Origin of the sequence: Stappia sp. TSB10P1A (assembly GCF_900185725.1) — a bacterium.
Taxonomy (GTDB): Bacteria; Pseudomonadota; Alphaproteobacteria; order Rhizobiales; family Stappiaceae; genus Stappia.
On record NZ_FYAU01000025.1, the window covers coordinates 53,618 to 72,055 of the forward strand.

Sequence of the window (18,438 nt, forward strand, 5' to 3'; positions counted from 1 at the left end):
CTCGCGCGCCTATGCCGGTTGCCTCTCGCGCTCACCTCTCCCCGCGTCCTCCCGCGCTACGCCCTCTCTTTCGTCCTCCCGGACGCAGCCTCTCCTTCGTCCTCCCGGACGGAGCCGAAGCCGCAGATCCGGGATCGGCGAGCCGAGGGCCTGTCGGAAACGCTCCAGAACAACACCGCCGTGGCTCCCCGGTCCCGGCTCGGCGCTCGCGCGCCGTCCGGGAAGACGCCGAGGAAAGGCTGGAGCGACAAACACCCGCCGAGGGTGCCAGTGGTTCCCGGATCTTCGGCCTTCGGCCTCGTCCGGGACGACAGCCTGAGAGAGTGGCACGGCCTTGCCCAACCCTCCGAGGTCACCCCGGACGAGCATCGCGAGATCCGGGGGCTATTGGTTTCCAGAGCGGTTGCGAGGACGCGCCGGCCGAGCCTCTCCCGCGCCTACCCCGGTTGCATCCGGCACTCACCTCTCCCCGCGTCCTCCCGCGCTCCGCCCTCTCTTTCGTCCTCCCGGACGCAGCCTCTCCTTCGTCCTCCCGGACGGAGTCGAAGCCGGAGATCCGGGATCGGCGAGCCGAGGGCCTGTCGGAAACGCTCCAGAACAACACCGCCGTGGCTCCCCGGTCCCGGCTCGGCGCTCACGCGCCGTCCGGGAAGACGCCGAGGAAAGGCTGGAGCGACAAACACCTGTCGAGGGTGCCAATGGTTCCCGGATCTTCGGCCTTCGGCCTCGTCCGGGACGACGCCAGGCAAAGGCATCCCGCCTCATGCCCGCCGGTGCTCCTCTGCGCCTTCGCTCCCGACCTTGCGCTGCCCCCGGTTTAACCCTGCGCTAACCATGGGGCGTGCCGTCAGAATGACGGGGGTTGCAAAAAGAACAAAACATGAACATACTTGGATTATCGAGAGGATCTGAGCAAGGGAGGGACCCATGTTCGACGAATTTCACGATCACTTTCAGGATCTGGCCGCGCTGGCGGCGCTGACCCTGTTCGGCACCACCATGCTGCTGTGGAGCAGCGCCATCGCCGAGCTGCTGACCTCCTGACGCGCGGCGTCTCCCGCCGGCGCGGCGACCCGCCGGCGCGGCGCGCGCCAGTCTTCTGTGCAGGATGCGCCCATATCTGGGGATCGGCGGGCAGGGCGGGTCGACATTGACCGGCGGACGCGGAACACTGCCGGCTCACCGGCGGCCCGACCCGATCCTGCGCGAGGCTTGAGCCTTCCGCGCGGGCGGCCCGGCCCCCAACACCGGCAGGAGCGACAGGGCAGACGATGAGCGATCCGGGCTTCGTCCATCTCAGGGTGCATTCGGCCTATTCGCTGCTGGAGGGCGCGCTGCCGATCGGCAAGCTTGTCGGGCTCGCCAGCGCCGACGGCCAGCCGGCGCTCGCCATCACCGACACGGCCAATCTCTTCGGCGCGCTGGAATTCTCCGACAAGGCCTGGGGCGTCGGCATCCAGCCGATCACCGGCGTGCAGCTTGCCGTCGATTTCGGCGATGGCGGCGTGCGCAAGGGGCGGGGCAGCGAGCATCTCGGCGACGTGGTGCTGCTCGCGGCGACCGACGAGGGCTATGGCAACCTGATGGACGTGGTCAGCCGCGCCTATCTCGACACCGACCCCTCGATGCGCGCGCATGTGCCGATCACCCGGCTGGAGGAGCGCTCGGCCGGCGTCATCCTGCTCACCGGCGGTGTGCTCGGGCCCATCGGCCAGGCGCTGGTCGCGGGCGAGCCCGACAAGGCGCGGGCGCGGCTGACGCGGCTGGCCGCGGCGTTCGGCGACCGTCTCTATGTCGAGCTGCAGCGCCACGACATGGCCGAGGAGATCGCCAGCGAGGCCGAGACCCTCGCGCTCGCCTATGATCTCGGCCTGCCGCTGGTTGCCACCAACGAGCCGTTCTTCGCGTCCGCCGACGATTACGAGGCGCATGACGCGCTGATCGCGATTGCCGAGGGGCGGGTGATCGCCGAGGACGACCGCCGCCGCCTGACGCCCGAGCACCGCTTCAAGACCCGCGCGGAAATGCTTGATCTCTTTGCGGATCTGCCGGAGGCGACCGCCAATACCGTCGAGATCGCCCGGCGCTGTCACGCCCGGCCGATGAAGCGCTCGCCAATCCTGCCGCAATTCGCCGCCGCCTCGGTCGATCCGGAGGCCGCCTTCGTCGCCGAGGTCGAGGAGCTGCGCCGGCAGGCGCGCGAGGGCCTTGCCAGCCGGCTGGAGGCGCATGGGCTTGCCGACGGCGTCGGCGAGCAGGACTACTGGGACCGGCTCGACTACGAGCTCGGCGTCATCGAGCGCATGCGCTTTCCCGGCTACTTCCTGATCGTCGCCGACTTCATCAAGTGGGCGAAGGCGCAGGACATTCCGGTCGGGCCGGGCCGTGGCTCGGGCGCCGGTTCGCTGGTCGCGTGGTCGTTGACCATTACTGACCTTGATCCAATGCGTTATGCGCTTCTGTTCGAGCGGTTTCTGAACCCCGAGCGCGTGTCGATGCCGGACTTCGACATCGACTTCTGCCAGAACCGGCGCGAAGAGGTGATCCGCTACGTGCAGCGCAAATACGGGCGCGAGCAGGTGGCGCAGATCATCACCTTCGGCACGCTGCAGGCCCGCGCCGTGCTGCGCGATGTCGGCCGCGTGCTGCAGATGCCCTATGGCCAGGTCGACCGGCTGTCGAAGATGGTGCCGGCGGTGCCCGGCCAGCCGGTGACGCTGGAGCAGGCGATCCGCGACGAGCCGCGCCTGCAGGAGGCGCAGCGCGAGGAGGAGACGGTGGCGCGGCTGCTCGCCATGGCGCAGAAGCTGGAGGGGCTCTACCGCCACGCCTCGACCCATGCCGCCGGCGTCGTCATCGGCGACCGGCCGCTGGAGCAGCTCGTGCCGCTCTACCGCGACCCGCGCTCCGACATGCCGGTCGCCCAGTTCAACATGAAGTGGGTCGAGCAGGCCGGTCTTGTGAAGTTCGACTTCCTCGGCCTCAAGACGCTGACGGTGATCGACACGGCGGTGAAGCTCATCGCCGACAAGGGCATCACCGTCGACATGGCGGGCCTGCCGATGGACGATCCGGCGACCTACCGCTTGCTGGCGGCCGGCGAGACGGTCGGCGTGTTCCAGTTGGAAAGCCAGGGCATGCGCCGGGCCATCGCCGGCATGAAGCCGGACCGGTTCGAGGACATCATCGCGCTGGTGGCGCTGTACCGTCCCGGCCCGATGGACAACATCCCGGTCTACAACGCGGTCAAGCATGGCGAGCAGGAGCCCGACTATCTGCATCCGCTGCTCGAGCCGATCCTCAAGGAGACGAACGGCATCATCGTCTACCAGGAGCAGGTGATGCAGATCGCCCAGGTGCTCTCTGGCTACTCGCTCGGCGAAGCCGACCTGTTGCGCCGCGCCATGGGCAAGAAGATCGCCGCGGAGATGGAGGTGCAGCGGGCCCGCTTCGTCGAGGGCGCGGTCGAGCGCGGCGTCGACAAGGGCCAGGCCGGCACGATCTTCGACCTGGTCGCCAAGTTCGCCAATTACGGCTTCAACAAGTCGCATGCCGCCGCCTATGCGCTGGTCTCCTATCAGACCGCCTGGCTGAAGGCGAACCACCCGGTCGAGTTCATGGCCGCTTCGATGACGCTCGATCTCGGCAACACCGACAAGCTCAGCGACTTCTGCGTCGAGGCCAGGCGCATGGGAATCAAGGTGCTGCCGCCCTCGATCAACCGCTCCGGCGTGCATTTCACCGTCGAGGGCGGGCAGATCCGCTATGCCATGGGCGCGATCAAGGGCGTCGGCGAAGGCGTGATGGAGCACATCATCACCGTGCGCGAGGAGCGTCCCTTCACCAGCCTCGGCAATTTCTCCTCGCGGGTGAATGCCCGCCAGCTCAACAAGCGGACGCTGGAAAGCCTCGTCAATGCCGGGGCCTTCGACGAGCTGGAGCCCAGCCGGGCGCGGCTGATCGCCGGCCTCGACCGCATCATCGGCGTCGCCCAGCGGACCGACGAGGAAAAGACCAGCGGCCAGAACGACATGTTCGGCGGCGGCGAGGAGGGCGAGGAGGTCTATCTGCCCGACGCGCAGGCCTGGCTGCCGGAGGAGCAGTTGCAGCGCGAGCAGGCGGCCATCGGCTTCTATCTCTCCGCCCATCCGCTCGATGCCTACCGGCCGCTGCTGGAGCGCATGCGGGTGCAGATGTGGAGCGAGTTCTCGCAGGCGGTGAAGCAGGGCGCCTCCGCCGGCCGGCTCGCCGGCACGGTGCTGTCGCGCCAGGAGCGCAAGACCCGCTCGGGCAACCGCATGGGCATCGTCCGCCTGTCCGATCCCACCGGCCAGTTCGAGGCGCTGCTGTTTTCCGAGGCGCTGGCCCAGTTCCGCGACGCGCTGGAGCCGGGCACCTCGGTGGTGCTCCTGGTCGGGGCGGACATGCGCGACGACGAGCCGAGCCTGCGCATCCAGTCGGTGCGGCCGCTGGAGGAGGAGGCCTCGCGGGTGCAGAAGAGCCTCACCGTGTTCCTGCGCAGCGAGCAGGCGGTTCACCGCCTGTCGCGGCATCTGGGCGAGCGCGGCGACGGCGAGGTCAGCGTCGTGGTGCTGTGCGGCGACGGCAACCGCGAGGTCGAGGTGAAGCTGCCCGGCGGCTACCGCCTGACGCCGCAGATGGCCGGCGCGGTCAAGACGCTTCCCGGCGTCGTCGAGGTGCAACTGGCGTGATCCGGCCGGGCAGGGGGCGGGCCGACCTCCGAGAGGGTGGCACGGCCTTGCCCCCCCTCCGAGGTTACCCCGGCCGCAGGCGAAGCCGGAGAGTCGGGGACTATTGGCTGCCAGAGCGGCGGCGGGATCCGTCAACTCCTCCTCGCGTCATCCCGCACGCAAGCCCCTCCTTCGTCATCCCGCACGCAGCGCAGCGGAGATGCGGGATCGGCGAGCCGAGAGCCTGTCGGAGGCGCTCCCGAACAACACCACGACCGGCGTGCCTCCCCGGTCCCGGCTCGGCGCTCACGCGCCGTCCGGGAAGACGCCGAGGAGGGGAGGGAGCCATCGTCGGTCCACAGCCGGGAGGGGGCTCCCCGCCCGCCTCATGCCTGCCGGGGTTGCCAATGGATCCCGGCTCTGCGCTGACGCGCGGCCGGGATTGACTCCTGAGAGGGAGGCGCCACCTCGCCCCACCCTCGGGGGCGGCCCTACAGTGTCCCCTGCCGTCATCCCACCCACCGCCGTCACACCGGGCAAGGCGCAGCCGCGACCCGGTGCCCATTGGCTGCCAGAGCGGTTGCGGGAGCCCGTCAACTCCTCCCCGCGTCATCCCGCACGCAAGCCCCTCCTTCGTCATCCCGCACGAAGCGCAGCGGAGATGCGGGATCGGCGAGCCGAGGGCGTATGAGGTGCGCTCCGGAAAAATGCCACGACCGTCGTGGCTCGCCGGTCCCGGGTCGCGGCTGCGCCTTGCCCGGGAAGACGCCGAGGAGGGGAGGGAGCCATCGTCGGTCCACAGCCGGGAGGGGGCTCCCCGACCGCCTCCTGCCTGCCGGGGTTGCCAATGGATCCCGGCGCTCCGGCTTCGCCTGCGGCCGGGATGACGCCTGAGAAAGGGTCACGCCCACCCATCCTCTCCCGACCCCACCCGGCGCGACTCACCCGCCTCCGGAACAGGGCAACAGCCTCCCGCAACCGCATCTTCCCGCCGCAGGCGAGGCAAAAGGCCGGCCGGCGGGGCTTGTGTTGCGGCGCGCGGGCCAGTATAAGGCGCGCATTCCACACGCAGGGTCGGTTTTCGTCACGGACGGGGTCCATCCGGTGTCGGTGCGTGAGCACTGTCACACCCTGCGGAGGTACAACCGGAAAATCAAGGAGTTGCAAGGCCATGGCCCTGCCCGATTTCACGATGCGCCAGCTTTTGGAAGCCGGTGTCCACTTCGGCCACCAGAAGCACCGCTGGAACCCCAAGATGGGGAACTACATTTTCGGCGTGCGCAACAACATCCACATCCTGGATCTCGCCCAGACCGTGCCCTTGCTGCACCAGGCGCTGAAGACCGTGTCCGACACGGTTGCCGCCGGCGGCCGCGTGCTGCTGGTCGGCACCAAGCGTCAGGCGCAGGAGTCGGTCGCCGACGCTGCCCGCCGCTCGGCCCAGTACCATGTCAACGCCCGCTGGCTCGGCGGCATGCTGACCAACTGGAAGACCATCTCCCAGTCGATCCAGCGCCTGCGCAAGCTTGAGGAGACCCTCGGCAACCCGAGCGGCCTGACCAAGAAGGAGCGGCTGTTCATGGACCGCGAGCGCGAGAAGCTCGAGCGGAACCTGGGCGGCATCAAGGATATGGGCGGCCTGCCGGACCTCCTGTTCGTCATCGATACCAACCGCGAGGCCATTGCCATCCAGGAGGCCAAGCGCCTCGGCATTCCGGTCGCCGCGATCATCGACAGCAACTGCGATCCGGACGGCATCGACTTCCCGGTTCCGGGCAATGACGACGCCGGCCGCGCCATCACCCTCTATTGCGACCTGATCGCGCGCGCTGCCATCGACGGCATCTCCCGCGCCCAGGGTGGCATGGGCATTGATGTCGGCGCCGCCGAGGAAGCTCCGGTCGAGCCGGTCCTCGAGGCTGTCGAGGCCGCCGCGCCCGCCGAGGCGGTCGAGGAAGCCCAGGCCTGACAGAGGTTGCGCGCCGGCGGCGATTGACCGCCGGCCGTCACGGTGCCCGGCGGGGCCGTCCCGCCGGCTGCCGCCCTTTCGGCGGCATCTGTCATCATTCTTAAGCATGGCCTCGGCTACAGGTGCCGGGGTGACAACCCGTCAACGAGGCAATCTATGAGCATTTCCGCTGCGATGGTGAAGGAGCTCCGCGAAAAGACCGGCGCGGGCATGATGGACTGCAAGGCAGCCCTCACCGAGACCAACGGCGACATGGAAGCGGCCATCGACTGGCTGCGGACCAAGGGCCTGGCCAAGGCCGCCAAGAAGGCCGGGCGCGTTGCCGCCGAAGGCCTGGTCGGCGTCGCCGCCGAGGGCAGCAAGGCCGCCGTCGTCGAGCTGAATTCCGAGACCGATTTCGTCGCCCGCAACGATGCGTTCCAGGCGCTGGTTTCCGGCACCGCCAAGGCGGCGCTGGCGGTCGGCGGCGATGTCGAGGCGCTCGGCAACGCGGCTTTCCCGGGCTCGTCCAAGTCCGTGTCCGATTCGATCAAGGACGCCATCGCGACCATCGGCGAGAACATGTCGCTGCGCCGCGTCGCCGTGCTGTCGGTGCCGGCCGGCGTCGTCGCCACCTATGTCCACAGCGCGATCGCCGACAGCCTCGGCAAGATCGGCGTGCTGGTGGCGCTTCAGTCCGAGGCCGATGCCGCCGAACTCAACGCCTTCGGCCGCAAGATCGCGATGCATGTGGCGGCGACCAATCCGCTGTCGCTGAGCGTCGAGGATCTCGATCCGGAGGTCGTGGAGCGCGAGCGCCAGATCTTCGCCGAGCAGGCGCGCGAATCGGGCAAGCCGGAGAACATCATCGAGAAGATGGTCGAGGGCCGTCTGCGCAAGTTCTACGAGGAAGTCACCCTCGTGAAGCAGGCCTTCGTGATCGATCCGGACAAGACCGTCGAGCAGGCCGTCGAGGCCTGCGCCAAGGAGCTGGGCAAGCCGGTGAAGCTGGTCGGCTTCGTGCGCTATGCGCTCGGCGAGGGCATCGAGAAAGAAGAGACCGATTTCGCCGCGGAAGTCGCGGCGGCCGTCGGCAGCTAAGTTCAAGGGGCGCCGGTCATTCCGGCGCCCTTCCTCTATGCGCGCAAGCCGGTCCGTCCGATCGGCTTGCGTTTTCGTGTGCAGTCAAGACACACTGCCCAGATCACGGCGAGACGAACAATGACGGGAAAACTCCGCTGGCGGCGCGTGCTGGTCAAGCTTTCGGGCGAGGCGCTGATGGGCTCGCAGGACTTCGGCATCGATCCTGAGACGGTCGGCCGGGTGGCGAAGGAAATCGCCGAGGCGGTGTCGCTCGGCGCCCAGGTCGGCGTCGTCGTCGGCGGCGGCAACATCTTCCGCGGCGTCGCCATCGCCGCCAAGGGCGGCAACCGGGTCACCGGCGACCACATGGGCATGCTGGCGACGGTGATGAACTCGCTGACGCTGGCCGACGCACTGCGGCGCCTCGGCGTTCCCGCGCGCGTCCTGTCCGCCGTGCCGGTGCCCTCGATCTGCGAGACCTTCACCCAGCGCGGCGCCGAGCGCTACATGGAGGATGGCGACGTCATCGTCTTTGCCGGCGGCACGGGCAATCCGTTCTTCACCACCGACAGCGGCGCGGCCCTGCGCGCGGCGGAGATGCGCTGCGATGCCTTCCTGAAGGGCACCAGCGTCGACGGCGTCTATTCGGCCGACCCGAAGAAAGTGCCGGATGCCGAGCGCTACGACACGCTCACCCCCGGCGAGGTGCTGGGCCGCGACCTCAAGGTGATGGACGCGACCGCCATCGCGCTGGCGCGCGACAATGCCATTCCGGTCATCGTCTTCTCGATTCGCACCCCCGGCGCCCTGGTCGAGGTGATGAACGGCTCCGGCCGCTATACGGTGATCTCCGACTAGGAGAGCCGCCGGACGGCGCGGCGTCCCTGCAAAAGCGGCTGTAAGGCCTTGCCTTTGCGGCCACCGTCATGGAAATAAGACGCGACGGTTTCGCGCCCTGAGGATCCTTCCGGGGCGCCGCTTCAATAAGTGAGGACAAGATGGCGGACCAGGGTATCGATTTTGGCGACCTCGAGCGGCGGATGAGCGGCGCGCTTGGCGTGCTGAAGACGGATCTCGCCGGCCTTCGCACCGGCCGCGCCTCGTCCAGCATGATGGATCCGATCACGGTGAACGCCTACGGCTCCGAAATGCCGATCAACCAGGTGGCGACGGTGAGCGTGCCGGAGCCGCGCATGATCTCCGTGCAGGTCTGGGACAAGTCGATGGTCGGCGCCGTGGAGCGCGCCATCCGCGAATCCAATCTCGGCCTCAATCCGGTGGTCGATGGCACGACGCTGCGCCTGCCGATCCCGGAGCTCAACGAGGAGCGCCGCAAGGATCTCATCAAGATCGCCCACAAATACGCCGAACAGTCCAAGGTCGCCGTGCGCCATGTGCGCCGCGACGGCATGGACACGCTGAAGAAGCTGGAGAAGGACGGCGCGATCAGCGAGGACGACAGCCGCGTCCACGCCGACAAGGTGCAGAAGATGACCGACGAGATGATCGCCGAGATCGACTCGATGCTGGCCAAGAAGGAACAAGAAATCTCCCAGATCTGATCCGAAGATCGCGGCCCGATCGAAGAGGCGGGGAGCATGACATGACGGTGACGGCGGGCCTGGACATGGCCGCCCCGGCCGAGCCTGGGGGGCGGAGCGGGGTGCCTCGGCATATCGCCGTCATCATGGACGGCAACGGTCGCTGGGCGCTGGCGCGCGGCCTGCCGCGCACCGAGGGCCATCGGGCCGGCGTTTCGGCGGTGCGGCGCATCGTCCGCCACGCCGCCGCGCGCGGCGTCGAGGTGCTGACGATCTTTTCCTTCTCCTCGGAGAACTGGAGCCGTCCGGCGGCCGAGGTCGGCTTCCTGATGTCGCTGCTGGAGCGCTTCGTGCGGCGCGACCTTGCCGAGATCCACCGCCAGAACGTGCGGGTGCGGATGATCGGCGAGCGCAGCGGTCTGGAGCCCTCGATCCTGTCGCTGATCGAGGAGGGCGAGGCGCTGACCCGCGACAACACCGGCATGGTCCTCGTCGTCGCCTTCAATTACGGCGCCCGCAACGAGATGGTGCGCGCCATGCGCGGCCTTGCCGAGGACGTCGCTGCCGGCCGTATCGCGCCGCAGGCCATCGACGAGGCGGCGATCGCCGCGCGGCTCGACACGGCGGATCTGCCGGATCCCGATCTCGTCATCCGCACCAGCGGCGAGCAGCGGCTCTCCAACTTCCTGCTGTGGCAGTCCGCCTATAGCGAGTTCTACTTTCCCGACCTGCACTGGCCGGACTTCGACGAGGCGGCCTTCGACCGCGCGATCGAGGCCTATTCCGCCCGCGACCGCCGGTTCGGCGGCCTCTCGGCGAAAGTCGCCAGATGAGCGAGGGGGCCGCGGGGGGAGGCAGGCCCAGGCCGACGGAATTGAAGCTGCGGGTCGTCTCGGCCCTGCTGCTGGCCCCGGCGGTGCTGGCGGTCACCTGGTTCGGCGGCTGGGCCTTTGCCGCCGGCGCGGCGCTGTGTTCGGCGATCCTCCTGCAGGAATGGACGGTGATCGTCGGCGCCACCCGGCGGCGCGTGGCCGTTGCGCTGGCAGCGCTCGGCACCGGCGCCATGCTGCTGGCGGCGGCGCTCGGCCTGGTGCCGCTTGCCGTCGGCCTTGCCTTTGCGGTCGCCGCGCTGCTCTGGGTCTGGGGGCAGGTGTCGGGGATCGCTGCGATCGGCTGGATGGGGACCGGCGTTCTCTATGCCGGGCTGACCGGCGTCGTGCTGATCGCCTTCCGGCTCGGCACGGACGGGGTGATCATGATCCTCTTCCTGTTCGCCGTCGTATGGTCGACCGATATCGCCGCCTATTTCGCCGGACGGCGGATCGGCGGGCCGAAACTGTGGGTGCGGGTGTCGCCGAAGAAGACCTGGAGCGGCGCGCTTGGCGGGCTTGCTGCCGCCCTCGTGGTCGGGGCGGTGACGGCGGCGCTGGTCGGGCGGGCGCCGGCGGCGCTGTGGATCGTCTCGGCCGGCATCCTTTCGGTGTTCTCGCAGGCCGGCGACCTCTTGGAATCCGCCCTGAAGCGGCATTTCGGCGTGAAGGATTCCGGCCATATCATTCCCGGCCACGGCGGGGTGATGGACCGGGTCGACGGCCTGACCGGGGCCGGGGTGCTCGGCTATCTGGTGGCGGCGGCGGTTGCCGGCTCGCTGGCCGATCCGGTCGGCGCGGTGATCGCGCTGCAGGGGTATTGATGTCTTGAAGACAGGCGCGGACAGCATCGCGACGACCGGGGCCGGGCCGCAGGCGGGTTTGCCGCCCCTGCGCCTCACCGTGCTCGGCGCGACCGGCTCCATCGGCGGCTCGACGCTCGATCTGGTGGCCCGCAATCGCGAGCGCTTCCATGTCGTCGCGCTCACCGCCAACGACCGGGCCGAGGACCTGGCGCGCGCCGCCATCGCGGTCGGCGCCGAGCATGCGGTGGTTGCCGATCCCGCCGCCTATCAGCGGCTGAAGGACGCACTCGCCGGCAGCGGCATCACCGCGGCGGCCGGGCCGCAGGCGGTGCGCGAGGCGGCGGCGCGGCCGGCCGACATGGTGATCGCGGCCATTGTCGGGGCGGCGGGGCTGGAGCCGACGATCGCGGCGGCGGCGCGCGGCACCACCATCGCCCTTGCCAACAAGGAGTGCCTGGTCTGCGCCGGCGATCTGTTCATGGCGGTCGCGCGCGGGGCCTGCGCCACCATCCTGCCGGTCGATTCCGAGCACAATGCCGTGTTCCAGGTGCTGGAGCGCGGCAATCTCGACCAGGTCGAGAAGCTGACGCTGACCGCCTCCGGCGGGCCGTTCCGCACCCTGTCGCTGGAGGCGATGCGCGGCGTCACGCCGGAGGCGGCGCTGCGCCATCCCAACTGGAGCATGGGCGCGCGCATTTCCATCGACAGCGCCACGATGATGAACAAGGGCTTCGAGATCATCGAGGCGTCGCACCTGTTTCCGCTCGGGCCGGAGCAGCTCGAGGTCCTGGTGCATCCGCAGTCCGTGGTGCATGGCATGGTGCAGTATCGCGACGGCTCGCTGCTCGCCCAGCTCGGCGCGCCGGACATGCGCACGCCCATCGCCCATTGTCTCGCCTGGCCGCGCCGCATGGCGACGCCGGCGCAGCGCCTTGATCTTGCCGCATTGGCAACGCTCAGCTTCGAGGCGCCGGATCCGCTGCGGTTTCCGGCCCTGCGCATCGCCCGCGAGGCGATGGTCGCGGGGACGGCCGCGACGGCCGCTCTCAACGCCGCCGACGAAATCGCCGTCAGGGCCTTCCTGGATCGCGGGATCGGGTTCCTCGATATCGCGGCGACGGCCGAGACCGTGCTGGAGCGGATGGCGGCCGCCGGCGATCTGGCCGAGCCGGGCTGCGTCGACGACGTACTTGGGATCGACGGAATCGCCCGCGGCCGGGCGCTCGAGGCGATTGCGGCAAGGGTCGGCTAGCCGTCATGGATGGTGGCCGGGAACGGGTTGTTAATACGCAGGGACGACACTGCCGACCCGGCAAGGAGATGACATGGAACTGATCGGATCGCTGTTCGGGTCTTTCGCGGGCTACGCGCTGCCGTTCCTGTTCGTGCTGACCGTGGTGGTGTTCTTCCACGAGCTCGGCCACTTTCTGGTGGCGCGCTGGTGCGGGGTGCGGGTGCAGGCGTTCTCGGTCGGCTTCGGCCCGGAACTGTTCGGCCGCACCGACCGGCACGGCACCCGCTGGAAGCTCTCGGTCATCCCGCTCGGCGGCTATGTCAAGTTCGCGGGCGATGAGAACGAGGCGAGCGTGCCCGACCGGGAGGCGCTTGGCCGCATGAGCGCGGAAGAGCGCGCCGGCGCCTTCCAGACCAAGCCGGTGTCGCGCCGCGCGGCCATCGTCGCCGCCGGTCCGATCGCCAATTTCCTTCTCGCCATCGCCATTTTCGCCCTGCTGTTCGGCCTGTTCGGCCGGCCGGAAATCTCGCCGCGCGTCGATGCCGTCCAGCCGGACAGCGCCGCGCAGGAGGCCGGCCTTGCCGAGGGCGACCTGGTCCTGGCCATCGACGGGCAGCCGATCCAGACCTTCGCCGAGATGCAGCGGATCGTCAGCGTCAGCGCCGGCGAGCAGCTCACCATGCTGGTGGATCGCGGCGGCCAGCAGGTCACCGTCGAGGTGACGCCGCAGCGGCGCGAGATCACCGACCGTTTCGGCAATGTCCAGTCGATCGGCCTGCTCGGCGTCAGCCGCAGCGCCAGCCAGGAGGATGTGGTGGTGCGCCGCTTCGGCCCGGTGGAGGCCGTCGTCGAGGGCAGCCGCGAGACCTGGTTCGTGGTGACGCGCACCGCCGGCTATCTCGCCGGCATCGTCACGGGGCGCGAATCCGCCGACCAGCTCGGCGGGCCGATCCGCGTCGCGCAGATTTCCGGGCAGGTGGCGACGCTCGGCTTCGCCGCGCTGCTCAATCTGACGGCGGTGCTGTCGGTCAGCATCGGCCTGCTCAATCTCCTGCCGATCCCCATGCTCGACGGCGGCCATCTGCTGTTCTACGCGGCCGAGGCGCTGCGCGGAAAGCCGCTCAGCGAGCGGGCGCAGGAATACGGTTTCCGCATCGGCATCGCGATCGTGCTGTTCCTGATGGTGTTCGCGACATGGAACGACGTGCTCCATCTCAGTTCCCTCTAGGCGGGGACAGATACGGGAGCGTGTCGCAGGTGCAACGATCCGGCGGGAAACGGGATTTGCGGACTCTGGGCGGTTGCGTCCGGTCCAAAAGCCTGTAAAACGACTGACGGATATAGAGAATCTCGACCGCCTTGCCTGTCGCCTCCGGCGACATATCAAGGGCTTGGCGGAAAAGCGAAGGCGAAGCGTCCTTATGCAGCGTGTGCAGAACCTGACCAGAACGATCCTGGTGGCGGCCGTGATGAGCGGTGTGGCCCCGATCCTGCCATGGAACTTTGCCGGCCTCGGGGTCGATGAAGCCGCCGCGGCGGTGGTCAACCGGATCGTCGTTCGCGGCAACACCCGTATCGAGGCCTCGACCGTCGAGAGCTACCTGACGATCCGGCCCGGCCGCGCCTTCGGGCCGGCGGAGATCGACGAGTCGCTGAAGACGCTCTACGCGACCGGCCTGTTCGAGGACGTGTCGATCAACCAGCAGGGCGGCTCGCTGGTGGTGACGGTGACCGAGAACCCGATGGTCAACCGCATCTCCTTCGAGGGCAATCGCCGTCTCGACGACAAGACGCTGAGCGGCGTGGTGCGGACCGAGGAGCGGTCGATGCTGACCCGCGCCAAGGTGCAGTCCGACGTCCAGAACGTGCTGGAGGCCTATCGGCGCTCCGGTCGCTACCGCGCGACCGTCGAGCCCAAGATCATCAGCCGCTCCAACAACCGCGTCGACCTCGTCTTCGAGATCAACGAGGGCGACCGCACCGGCATCGAGCGCATCACCTTCATCGGCAACAGCAAGTTCAGCGACGGCCGCCTGCGCGACGTGATCCGCACCCGCGAAAGCGGGCTGCTGAGCTTCCTGCGCACCACCGACTCCTTCGATCCCGACCGTCTGGACGCGGATCAGGAGATGCTGCGCCAGTTCTACTATCGCCATGGCTATGCGGACTTCCGCATCATCTCGGCGGTCGCCGACCTCGACCGCGAGGAGAACGTCTTCTACGTCACCTTCACGGTGGAAGAGGGCGAGCAGTATACCTATGGCGAGATCGACCTGCAGACCACGCTGAGCGATGTCGATCCGGACGGCCTGCGCCGCAAGATCCGCACCTCGGAAGGGCGCACCTATTCCTCGCTCGAGGTCGAGAAGACGCTCGAGGACATGACCCTCGACGTCTCGCGCCAGGGCTACGCCTTCGCGCAGATCCGTCCGCGCGCCACCCGCGACTACGAGAACCGCAAGATCTCGCTGACCTATTTCGTCGAGGAAGGGCCGCGCGTCTATATCGAGCGGATCAACATCCGCGGCAACGATCGGACCCGCGAATATGTCATCCGCCGCGAGTTCGACCTCGCCGAGGGCGATGCCTTCAACCGCGTGCTGCTCGACAAGGCCGAGCGCCGGCTGAAGGATCTGCAGTTCTTCAAGGACGTGCGCATTTCCACCTCGCGCGGCAGCTCGCCGGACCGCATCGTCGTCAATGTCGATGTCGAGGAGCAGGCGACCGGCGAGATCGGCTTCGGCGTCGGCTATTCCACCTCGGACGGCGTCATCGGCGACATCACGCTGCAGGAGCGCAACTTCCTCGGCCGCGGCCAGTTCGTGCGCGCCAAGGTCGGCGCCGGCTCCTCCACTCGTTCCTACGAGTTCGCCTTCACCGAGCCGTATTTCCTCGGCCGGCGCATCTCGCTGTCGCTCGACGTCTATCGCCGCGACTACAAGCAGAACGACTATCGCGCCTATGACAGCAAGACCACCGGCGGCTCTGTCGCCTTCGGTCTGCCGCTGCGCGACGACGAGCTGCGGCTGAACCTGATCTACCGCGTCTTCGACGAGAACCTGACCTGGGATCAAGTGACGAAAGCGCCGCTGTCCGGCGGTCTGCAGTCCTCGCTCGGCCGCAACCTGACCTCGTCGATCGGCTACTCGCTGGTCTATGACACCCGCGACAGCAAGCGCGATCCGCGCGACGGCTTCTACGTCGCCTTCGCGCAGGACTTCGCCGGCGTCGGCGGCGACAGCCGCTACCTGTCGACCACCATCGATGCCCGCGCCTACAAGGAGATCCTGCCCGAGTGGGGCGTGATCGGCATCCTGCGCACCGGCGGTGGCTATCTCAACGGCCTCGGCAAGGACCTGCGCTCGTCCGAGCAGTTCCAGCACAGCGACACCTGGCTGCGCGGCTTCGAGATGCAGGGCATCGGCCCGCGCGACTCCGTCACCGGCAACTCGCTGGGCGGCCGCTGGTATGTCCATGCCAACGCGGAAGCCGAGTTCCCGATCCTCGGCCTGCCGCGCGAGCTCGGCCTGTCGGGCGCCGTGTTCACCGATTTCGGCGCCCTGTGGGATGCCGACCGGGCGATCATCGACTGCGTCGCGGCCGGCTGCGGCCCGGGTCCGGTAGCCACGGTTCAGTCCAACGGCTTCGCGCCGCGCGTGTCGGCCGGTTTCGGCATCAAGTGGGCCTCGCCCTTCGGTCCGATCCGGGCGGACTTCGCCTGGCCGATCATCAAGGAAACGGGCGACCGGACGCAGTTCTTCCGCATCGGCGGCGGCACGCGCTTCTGATCGCGCCGACGGTCTCGTGTTGAAAGCCGGCCGCCGACATTCGGCGGCCGGATTCATTGTGGGACCCAAGCATTGGAAAGACGATGAGCGATCCCAGTTTCTTTGCGCCGTTCGAGCCCGTGGACCTTGCGAAAGTGGCCGAATGGGTGGCGGGCGACCTGCCGCGCGGCGGCGGGGAGGTGTGGGTGTCCGGCGTCGCGCCGCTTGAGGATGCCTCGGCCGGCGACATCGTCTTCTTCGACAATCCCAAATATCTGCCGATGCTGGCGCAGACCGTGGCTGCCGCCTGCATCGTCGCGCGTAAACATGCGGACAAGGTGCCGGACGGCGTCGTGCCGCTGGTTGCCGACCAGCCCTACAAGGCCTGGGGCCTGCTGCTCGCGCGCCTCTATCCCGCTGCCATGCGTCCCGTCGCGCTCGACGGCACGGGGGCCGGCGTCTCGCCGCATGCGCGCATCGACGCTTCTGCGCGGCTCGAAGACGGCGTCACCGTCGAGGCCGGCGCGGTGGTGGGGCCGGGGGCCGAGATCGGCTCGGGCACCCGCGTGCAGGCGAATGCGGTGATCGGCGCCGGCGTGCGCATCGGCCGCGACTGCAGCATCGGCGCCAATGCGGTGCTGCAGCACACGCTGCTCGGCGACCGGGTGATCCTGCATCCGGGCGTGTGCACGGGACAGGACGGCTTCGGCTTCGCGATGGGGCCGGGCGGCCACCTCAAGGTGCCGCAGATCGGCCGCGTCATCATCCAGAACGACGTCGAGATCGGCGCCAACACCACGGTGGATCGCGGCGCCAATCGCGACACCATCGTCGGCGAGGGAACGAAGATCGACAATCAGGTCCAGATCGGCCACAACGTGGTGATCGGCCGCCATTGCGTCATCGTCTCGCAGGTCGGCATTTCCGGCAGCGCGACGCTGGAGGACTATGTGGCGATCGGCGGGCAGACCGGCGTGCGCGGCCATGTCACCATCGGCATGGGCGCGCAGATCGCCGCCGTCAGCGTGGTCGAGGACGATGTGCCGGCCGGGGCGCGCTATGGCGGCGTGCCGGCCAAGCCGGTAAAGGTCTGGTTCCGCGAGATGATGACGCTGGCGCGGCTTGCCGAGCGGGGCGGCGCGCCGGCGCGGGACAAGGGCTGAAGACTTTGGACAGAAAGAATTGCCTGGGGACGGACGAATGAGCGAAGGCGAAACAAAAGAACTGGCAAGCGCCGATATCATGCGGATCCTGGAGCTGCTGCCCCACCGCTATCCCTTCCTGATGGTCGACCGGATCGTCGAGATGGACGGGGACAATTCCGCCGTCGGCATCAAGAACGTGACCGCCAACGAGCCGCATTTCCTCGGGCATTTCCCGAACCAGCCGGTGATGCCGGGCGTGCTGATCATCGAGGGCATGGCGCAGACCGCCGGCGCGCTCTGCGTGCATTCGCGCGGGCCCTCGAACACGCCGAAGCTGGTCTATTTCATGACCATCGACAAGGTGAAGTTCCGCAAGCCGGTGCTGCCGGGCGACCAGCTTCGCTACCGGATGACCAAGATCCGCAACCGCACCAACATCTGGAAGTTCGAGGGCATTGCGACGGTCGACGGCGTCAAGGTCGCCGAGGCCGAGATCAGCGCCATGCTGGTCGACCACTGAGGTGGACATGATGGCAGCTCACTCCGCAATCCACCCTTCGGCGGTCGTCGAGGACGGCGCCCGGCTCGGCGAGGGCGTGTCCATCGGGCCGTTCTGCCATGTCGGGCCGCAGGTGGTGCTCGGCGACGGCGTGGTGCTGAAGTCGCATGTGGCGGTCGCCGGGCGGACCACGGTCGGGGCGCGGACGCAGGTCTTTCCCTTCGCCTCGGTCGGCCACCAGGCGCAGGACCTGAAATATCGCGGCGAGACGGCGAGCCTGACCATCGGCACCGACTGCATCGTCCGCGAGGGCGTCACCCTCAATCCGGGGACCGAGGGCGGCGGACTGGAGACGGTGATCGGCAACCGCTGCGCCTTTCTCGCCAATTCCCATGTCGGCCACGATTCCCGCCTCGGCGACGGGGTGATCCTGTCCAACAACGTGATGATCGCCGGCCATGTCACGGTCGGTAACCATGTCATTTTCGGCGGCGGCGCGGCGGTGATCCAGTTCACCCGCGTTGGCGACCATGCCTTTGTCGGCGGGCTTGCCGGCCTTGAGAACGACCTCATTCCCTTCGGCATGGTGATGGGCAACCGCGCCCGGCTCAACGGGCTCAACCTTGTCGGCCTGAAGCGGCACGGCTTTGCCCGCGAGGACATCCATGCCCTGCGCAATGCCTACAAGGACCTGTTCGAGAGCTCCGAAGGCACGCTGCGCCAGCGCGCCGAGGCCGTCGCCGCCACCTATGAGGGCGTTGCCCTCGTGCGCCGGGTGACCGATTTCATCCTGGTCGAGACCGACCGCCGCTTCTGCACGCCGGCCCTGGAAGGGTAGCTCCAGCCGGACGGGAC

The 18,438-nt window shown here is 68.5% G+C and carries 13 protein-coding genes; all 13 read left to right on the forward strand.

The annotated features are described in order from the left end of the window. Nucleotides 1–1,271 precede the first annotated feature (1,271 nt). The 13 genes from dnaE (at nt 1,272) to lpxA (ending at nt 18,421) form a co-directional block, all read left to right on the forward strand. Nucleotides 1,272–4,712, forward strand: a complete 3,441-nt coding sequence (dnaE, locus tag TSB10P1A_RS10980) for a DNA polymerase III subunit alpha (protein ID WP_186387965.1) — start codon at nt 1,272–1,274, stop codon at nt 4,710–4,712. A gap of 1,150 nt (nt 4,713–5,862) precedes the next feature. Next, on the forward strand, nt 5,863–6,660 hold the full coding sequence (gene rpsB, locus TSB10P1A_RS10985; RefSeq protein ID WP_186387966.1) for a 30S ribosomal protein S2: 798 nt from the start codon (nt 5,863–5,865) through the stop codon (nt 6,658–6,660). A 156-nt stretch (nt 6,661–6,816) separates the two neighbouring features. Continuing rightward, the gene (tsf, locus tag TSB10P1A_RS10990; protein ID WP_186387967.1) at nt 6,817–7,740 is read left to right on the forward strand and encodes a translation elongation factor Ts; all 924 of its coding nucleotides are present in this window, start codon (nt 6,817–6,819) and stop codon (nt 7,738–7,740) included. A 120-nt stretch (nt 7,741–7,860) separates the two neighbouring features. After that, the gene (gene pyrH / locus TSB10P1A_RS10995; RefSeq protein ID WP_186387968.1) at nt 7,861–8,580 is read left to right on the forward strand and encodes a UMP kinase; all 720 of its coding nucleotides are present in this window, start codon (nt 7,861–7,863) and stop codon (nt 8,578–8,580) included. 140 nt (nt 8,581–8,720) lie between these two features. Continuing rightward, on the forward strand, nt 8,721–9,284 hold the full coding sequence (gene frr, locus TSB10P1A_RS11000) for a ribosome recycling factor (protein ID WP_186387969.1): 564 nt from the start codon (nt 8,721–8,723) through the stop codon (nt 9,282–9,284). 41 nt (nt 9,285–9,325) lie between these two features. Beyond that, complete coding sequence (locus tag TSB10P1A_RS11005; protein ID WP_186387970.1) at nt 9,326–10,096, forward strand: isoprenyl transferase; 771 nt, start codon at nt 9,326–9,328, stop codon at nt 10,094–10,096. Further along, complete coding sequence (locus TSB10P1A_RS11010) at nt 10,093–10,956, forward strand: phosphatidate cytidylyltransferase (protein ID WP_186387971.1); 864 nt, start codon at nt 10,093–10,095, stop codon at nt 10,954–10,956. Before TSB10P1A_RS11005 ends, TSB10P1A_RS11010 begins: the two co-directional genes overlap by 4 nt. A gap of 25 nt (nt 10,957–10,981) precedes the next feature. Further along, nucleotides 10,982–12,190, forward strand: coding sequence for a 1-deoxy-D-xylulose-5-phosphate reductoisomerase (gene dxr, locus TSB10P1A_RS11015; RefSeq protein WP_208987080.1), 1,209 nt, complete (start codon nt 10,982–10,984; stop codon nt 12,188–12,190). Between the two features lie 73 nt (nt 12,191–12,263). Next, nucleotides 12,264–13,400: an RIP metalloprotease RseP gene (gene rseP, locus TSB10P1A_RS11020; protein ID WP_186387972.1), complete on the forward strand. Its 1,137-nt coding sequence runs from the start codon at nt 12,264–12,266 to the stop codon at nt 13,398–13,400. Between the two features lie 193 nt (nt 13,401–13,593). Further along, nucleotides 13,594–15,960 carry an outer membrane protein assembly factor BamA gene (bamA, locus tag TSB10P1A_RS11025; RefSeq protein ID WP_186387973.1) on the forward strand — a complete coding sequence of 789 codons (2,367 nt, stop codon included), beginning with the start codon at nt 13,594–13,596 and terminating at the stop codon, nt 15,958–15,960. 83 nt (nt 15,961–16,043) lie between these two features. Further along, nucleotides 16,044–17,102: a UDP-3-O-(3-hydroxymyristoyl)glucosamine N-acyltransferase gene (lpxD, locus tag TSB10P1A_RS11030; protein ID WP_186387974.1), complete on the forward strand. Its 1,059-nt coding sequence runs from the start codon at nt 16,044–16,046 to the stop codon at nt 17,100–17,102. 37 nt (nt 17,103–17,139) lie between these two features. Then, entirely contained in the window at nt 17,140–17,604 is a 465-nt protein-coding gene (gene fabZ / locus TSB10P1A_RS11035; RefSeq protein WP_186387975.1) for a 3-hydroxyacyl-ACP dehydratase FabZ, read from the forward strand. A gap of 7 nt (nt 17,605–17,611) precedes the next feature. Beyond that, nucleotides 17,612–18,421 (forward strand): acyl-ACP--UDP-N-acetylglucosamine O-acyltransferase, encoded by an 810-nt coding sequence (gene lpxA / locus TSB10P1A_RS11040; protein WP_186387976.1) that lies wholly within the window; start codon nt 17,612–17,614, stop codon nt 18,419–18,421. Nucleotides 18,422–18,438 lie beyond the last annotated feature (17 nt).

Coding starts and splice junctions, on each gene's coding strand:
- pyrH (WP_186387968.1), top strand. CDS start 7,861: ATGACGGGAAAACTCCGCTGGCGGCGCGTGCTGGTCAAGCTTTCGGGC.
- rseP (WP_186387972.1), top strand. CDS start 12,264: ATGGAACTGATCGGATCGCTGTTCGGGTCTTTCGCGGGCTACGCGCTG.
- TSB10P1A_RS11005 (WP_186387970.1), top strand. CDS start 9,326: ATGACGGTGACGGCGGGCCTGGACATGGCCGCCCCGGCCGAGCCTGGG.
- dnaE (WP_186387965.1), top strand. CDS start 1,272: ATGAGCGATCCGGGCTTCGTCCATCTCAGGGTGCATTCGGCCTATTCG.
- fabZ (WP_186387975.1), top strand. CDS start 17,140: ATGAGCGAAGGCGAAACAAAAGAACTGGCAAGCGCCGATATCATGCGG.
- tsf (WP_186387967.1), top strand. CDS start 6,817: ATGAGCATTTCCGCTGCGATGGTGAAGGAGCTCCGCGAAAAGACCGGC.
- TSB10P1A_RS11010 (WP_186387971.1), top strand. CDS start 10,093: ATGAGCGAGGGGGCCGCGGGGGGAGGCAGGCCCAGGCCGACGGAATTG.
- lpxA (WP_186387976.1), top strand. CDS start 17,612: ATGATGGCAGCTCACTCCGCAATCCACCCTTCGGCGGTCGTCGAGGAC.
- frr (WP_186387969.1), top strand. CDS start 8,721: ATGGCGGACCAGGGTATCGATTTTGGCGACCTCGAGCGGCGGATGAGC.
- lpxD (WP_186387974.1), top strand. CDS start 16,044: ATGAGCGATCCCAGTTTCTTTGCGCCGTTCGAGCCCGTGGACCTTGCG.
- rpsB (WP_186387966.1), top strand. CDS start 5,863: ATGGCCCTGCCCGATTTCACGATGCGCCAGCTTTTGGAAGCCGGTGTC.
- bamA (WP_186387973.1), top strand. CDS start 13,594: ATGCAGCGTGTGCAGAACCTGACCAGAACGATCCTGGTGGCGGCCGTG.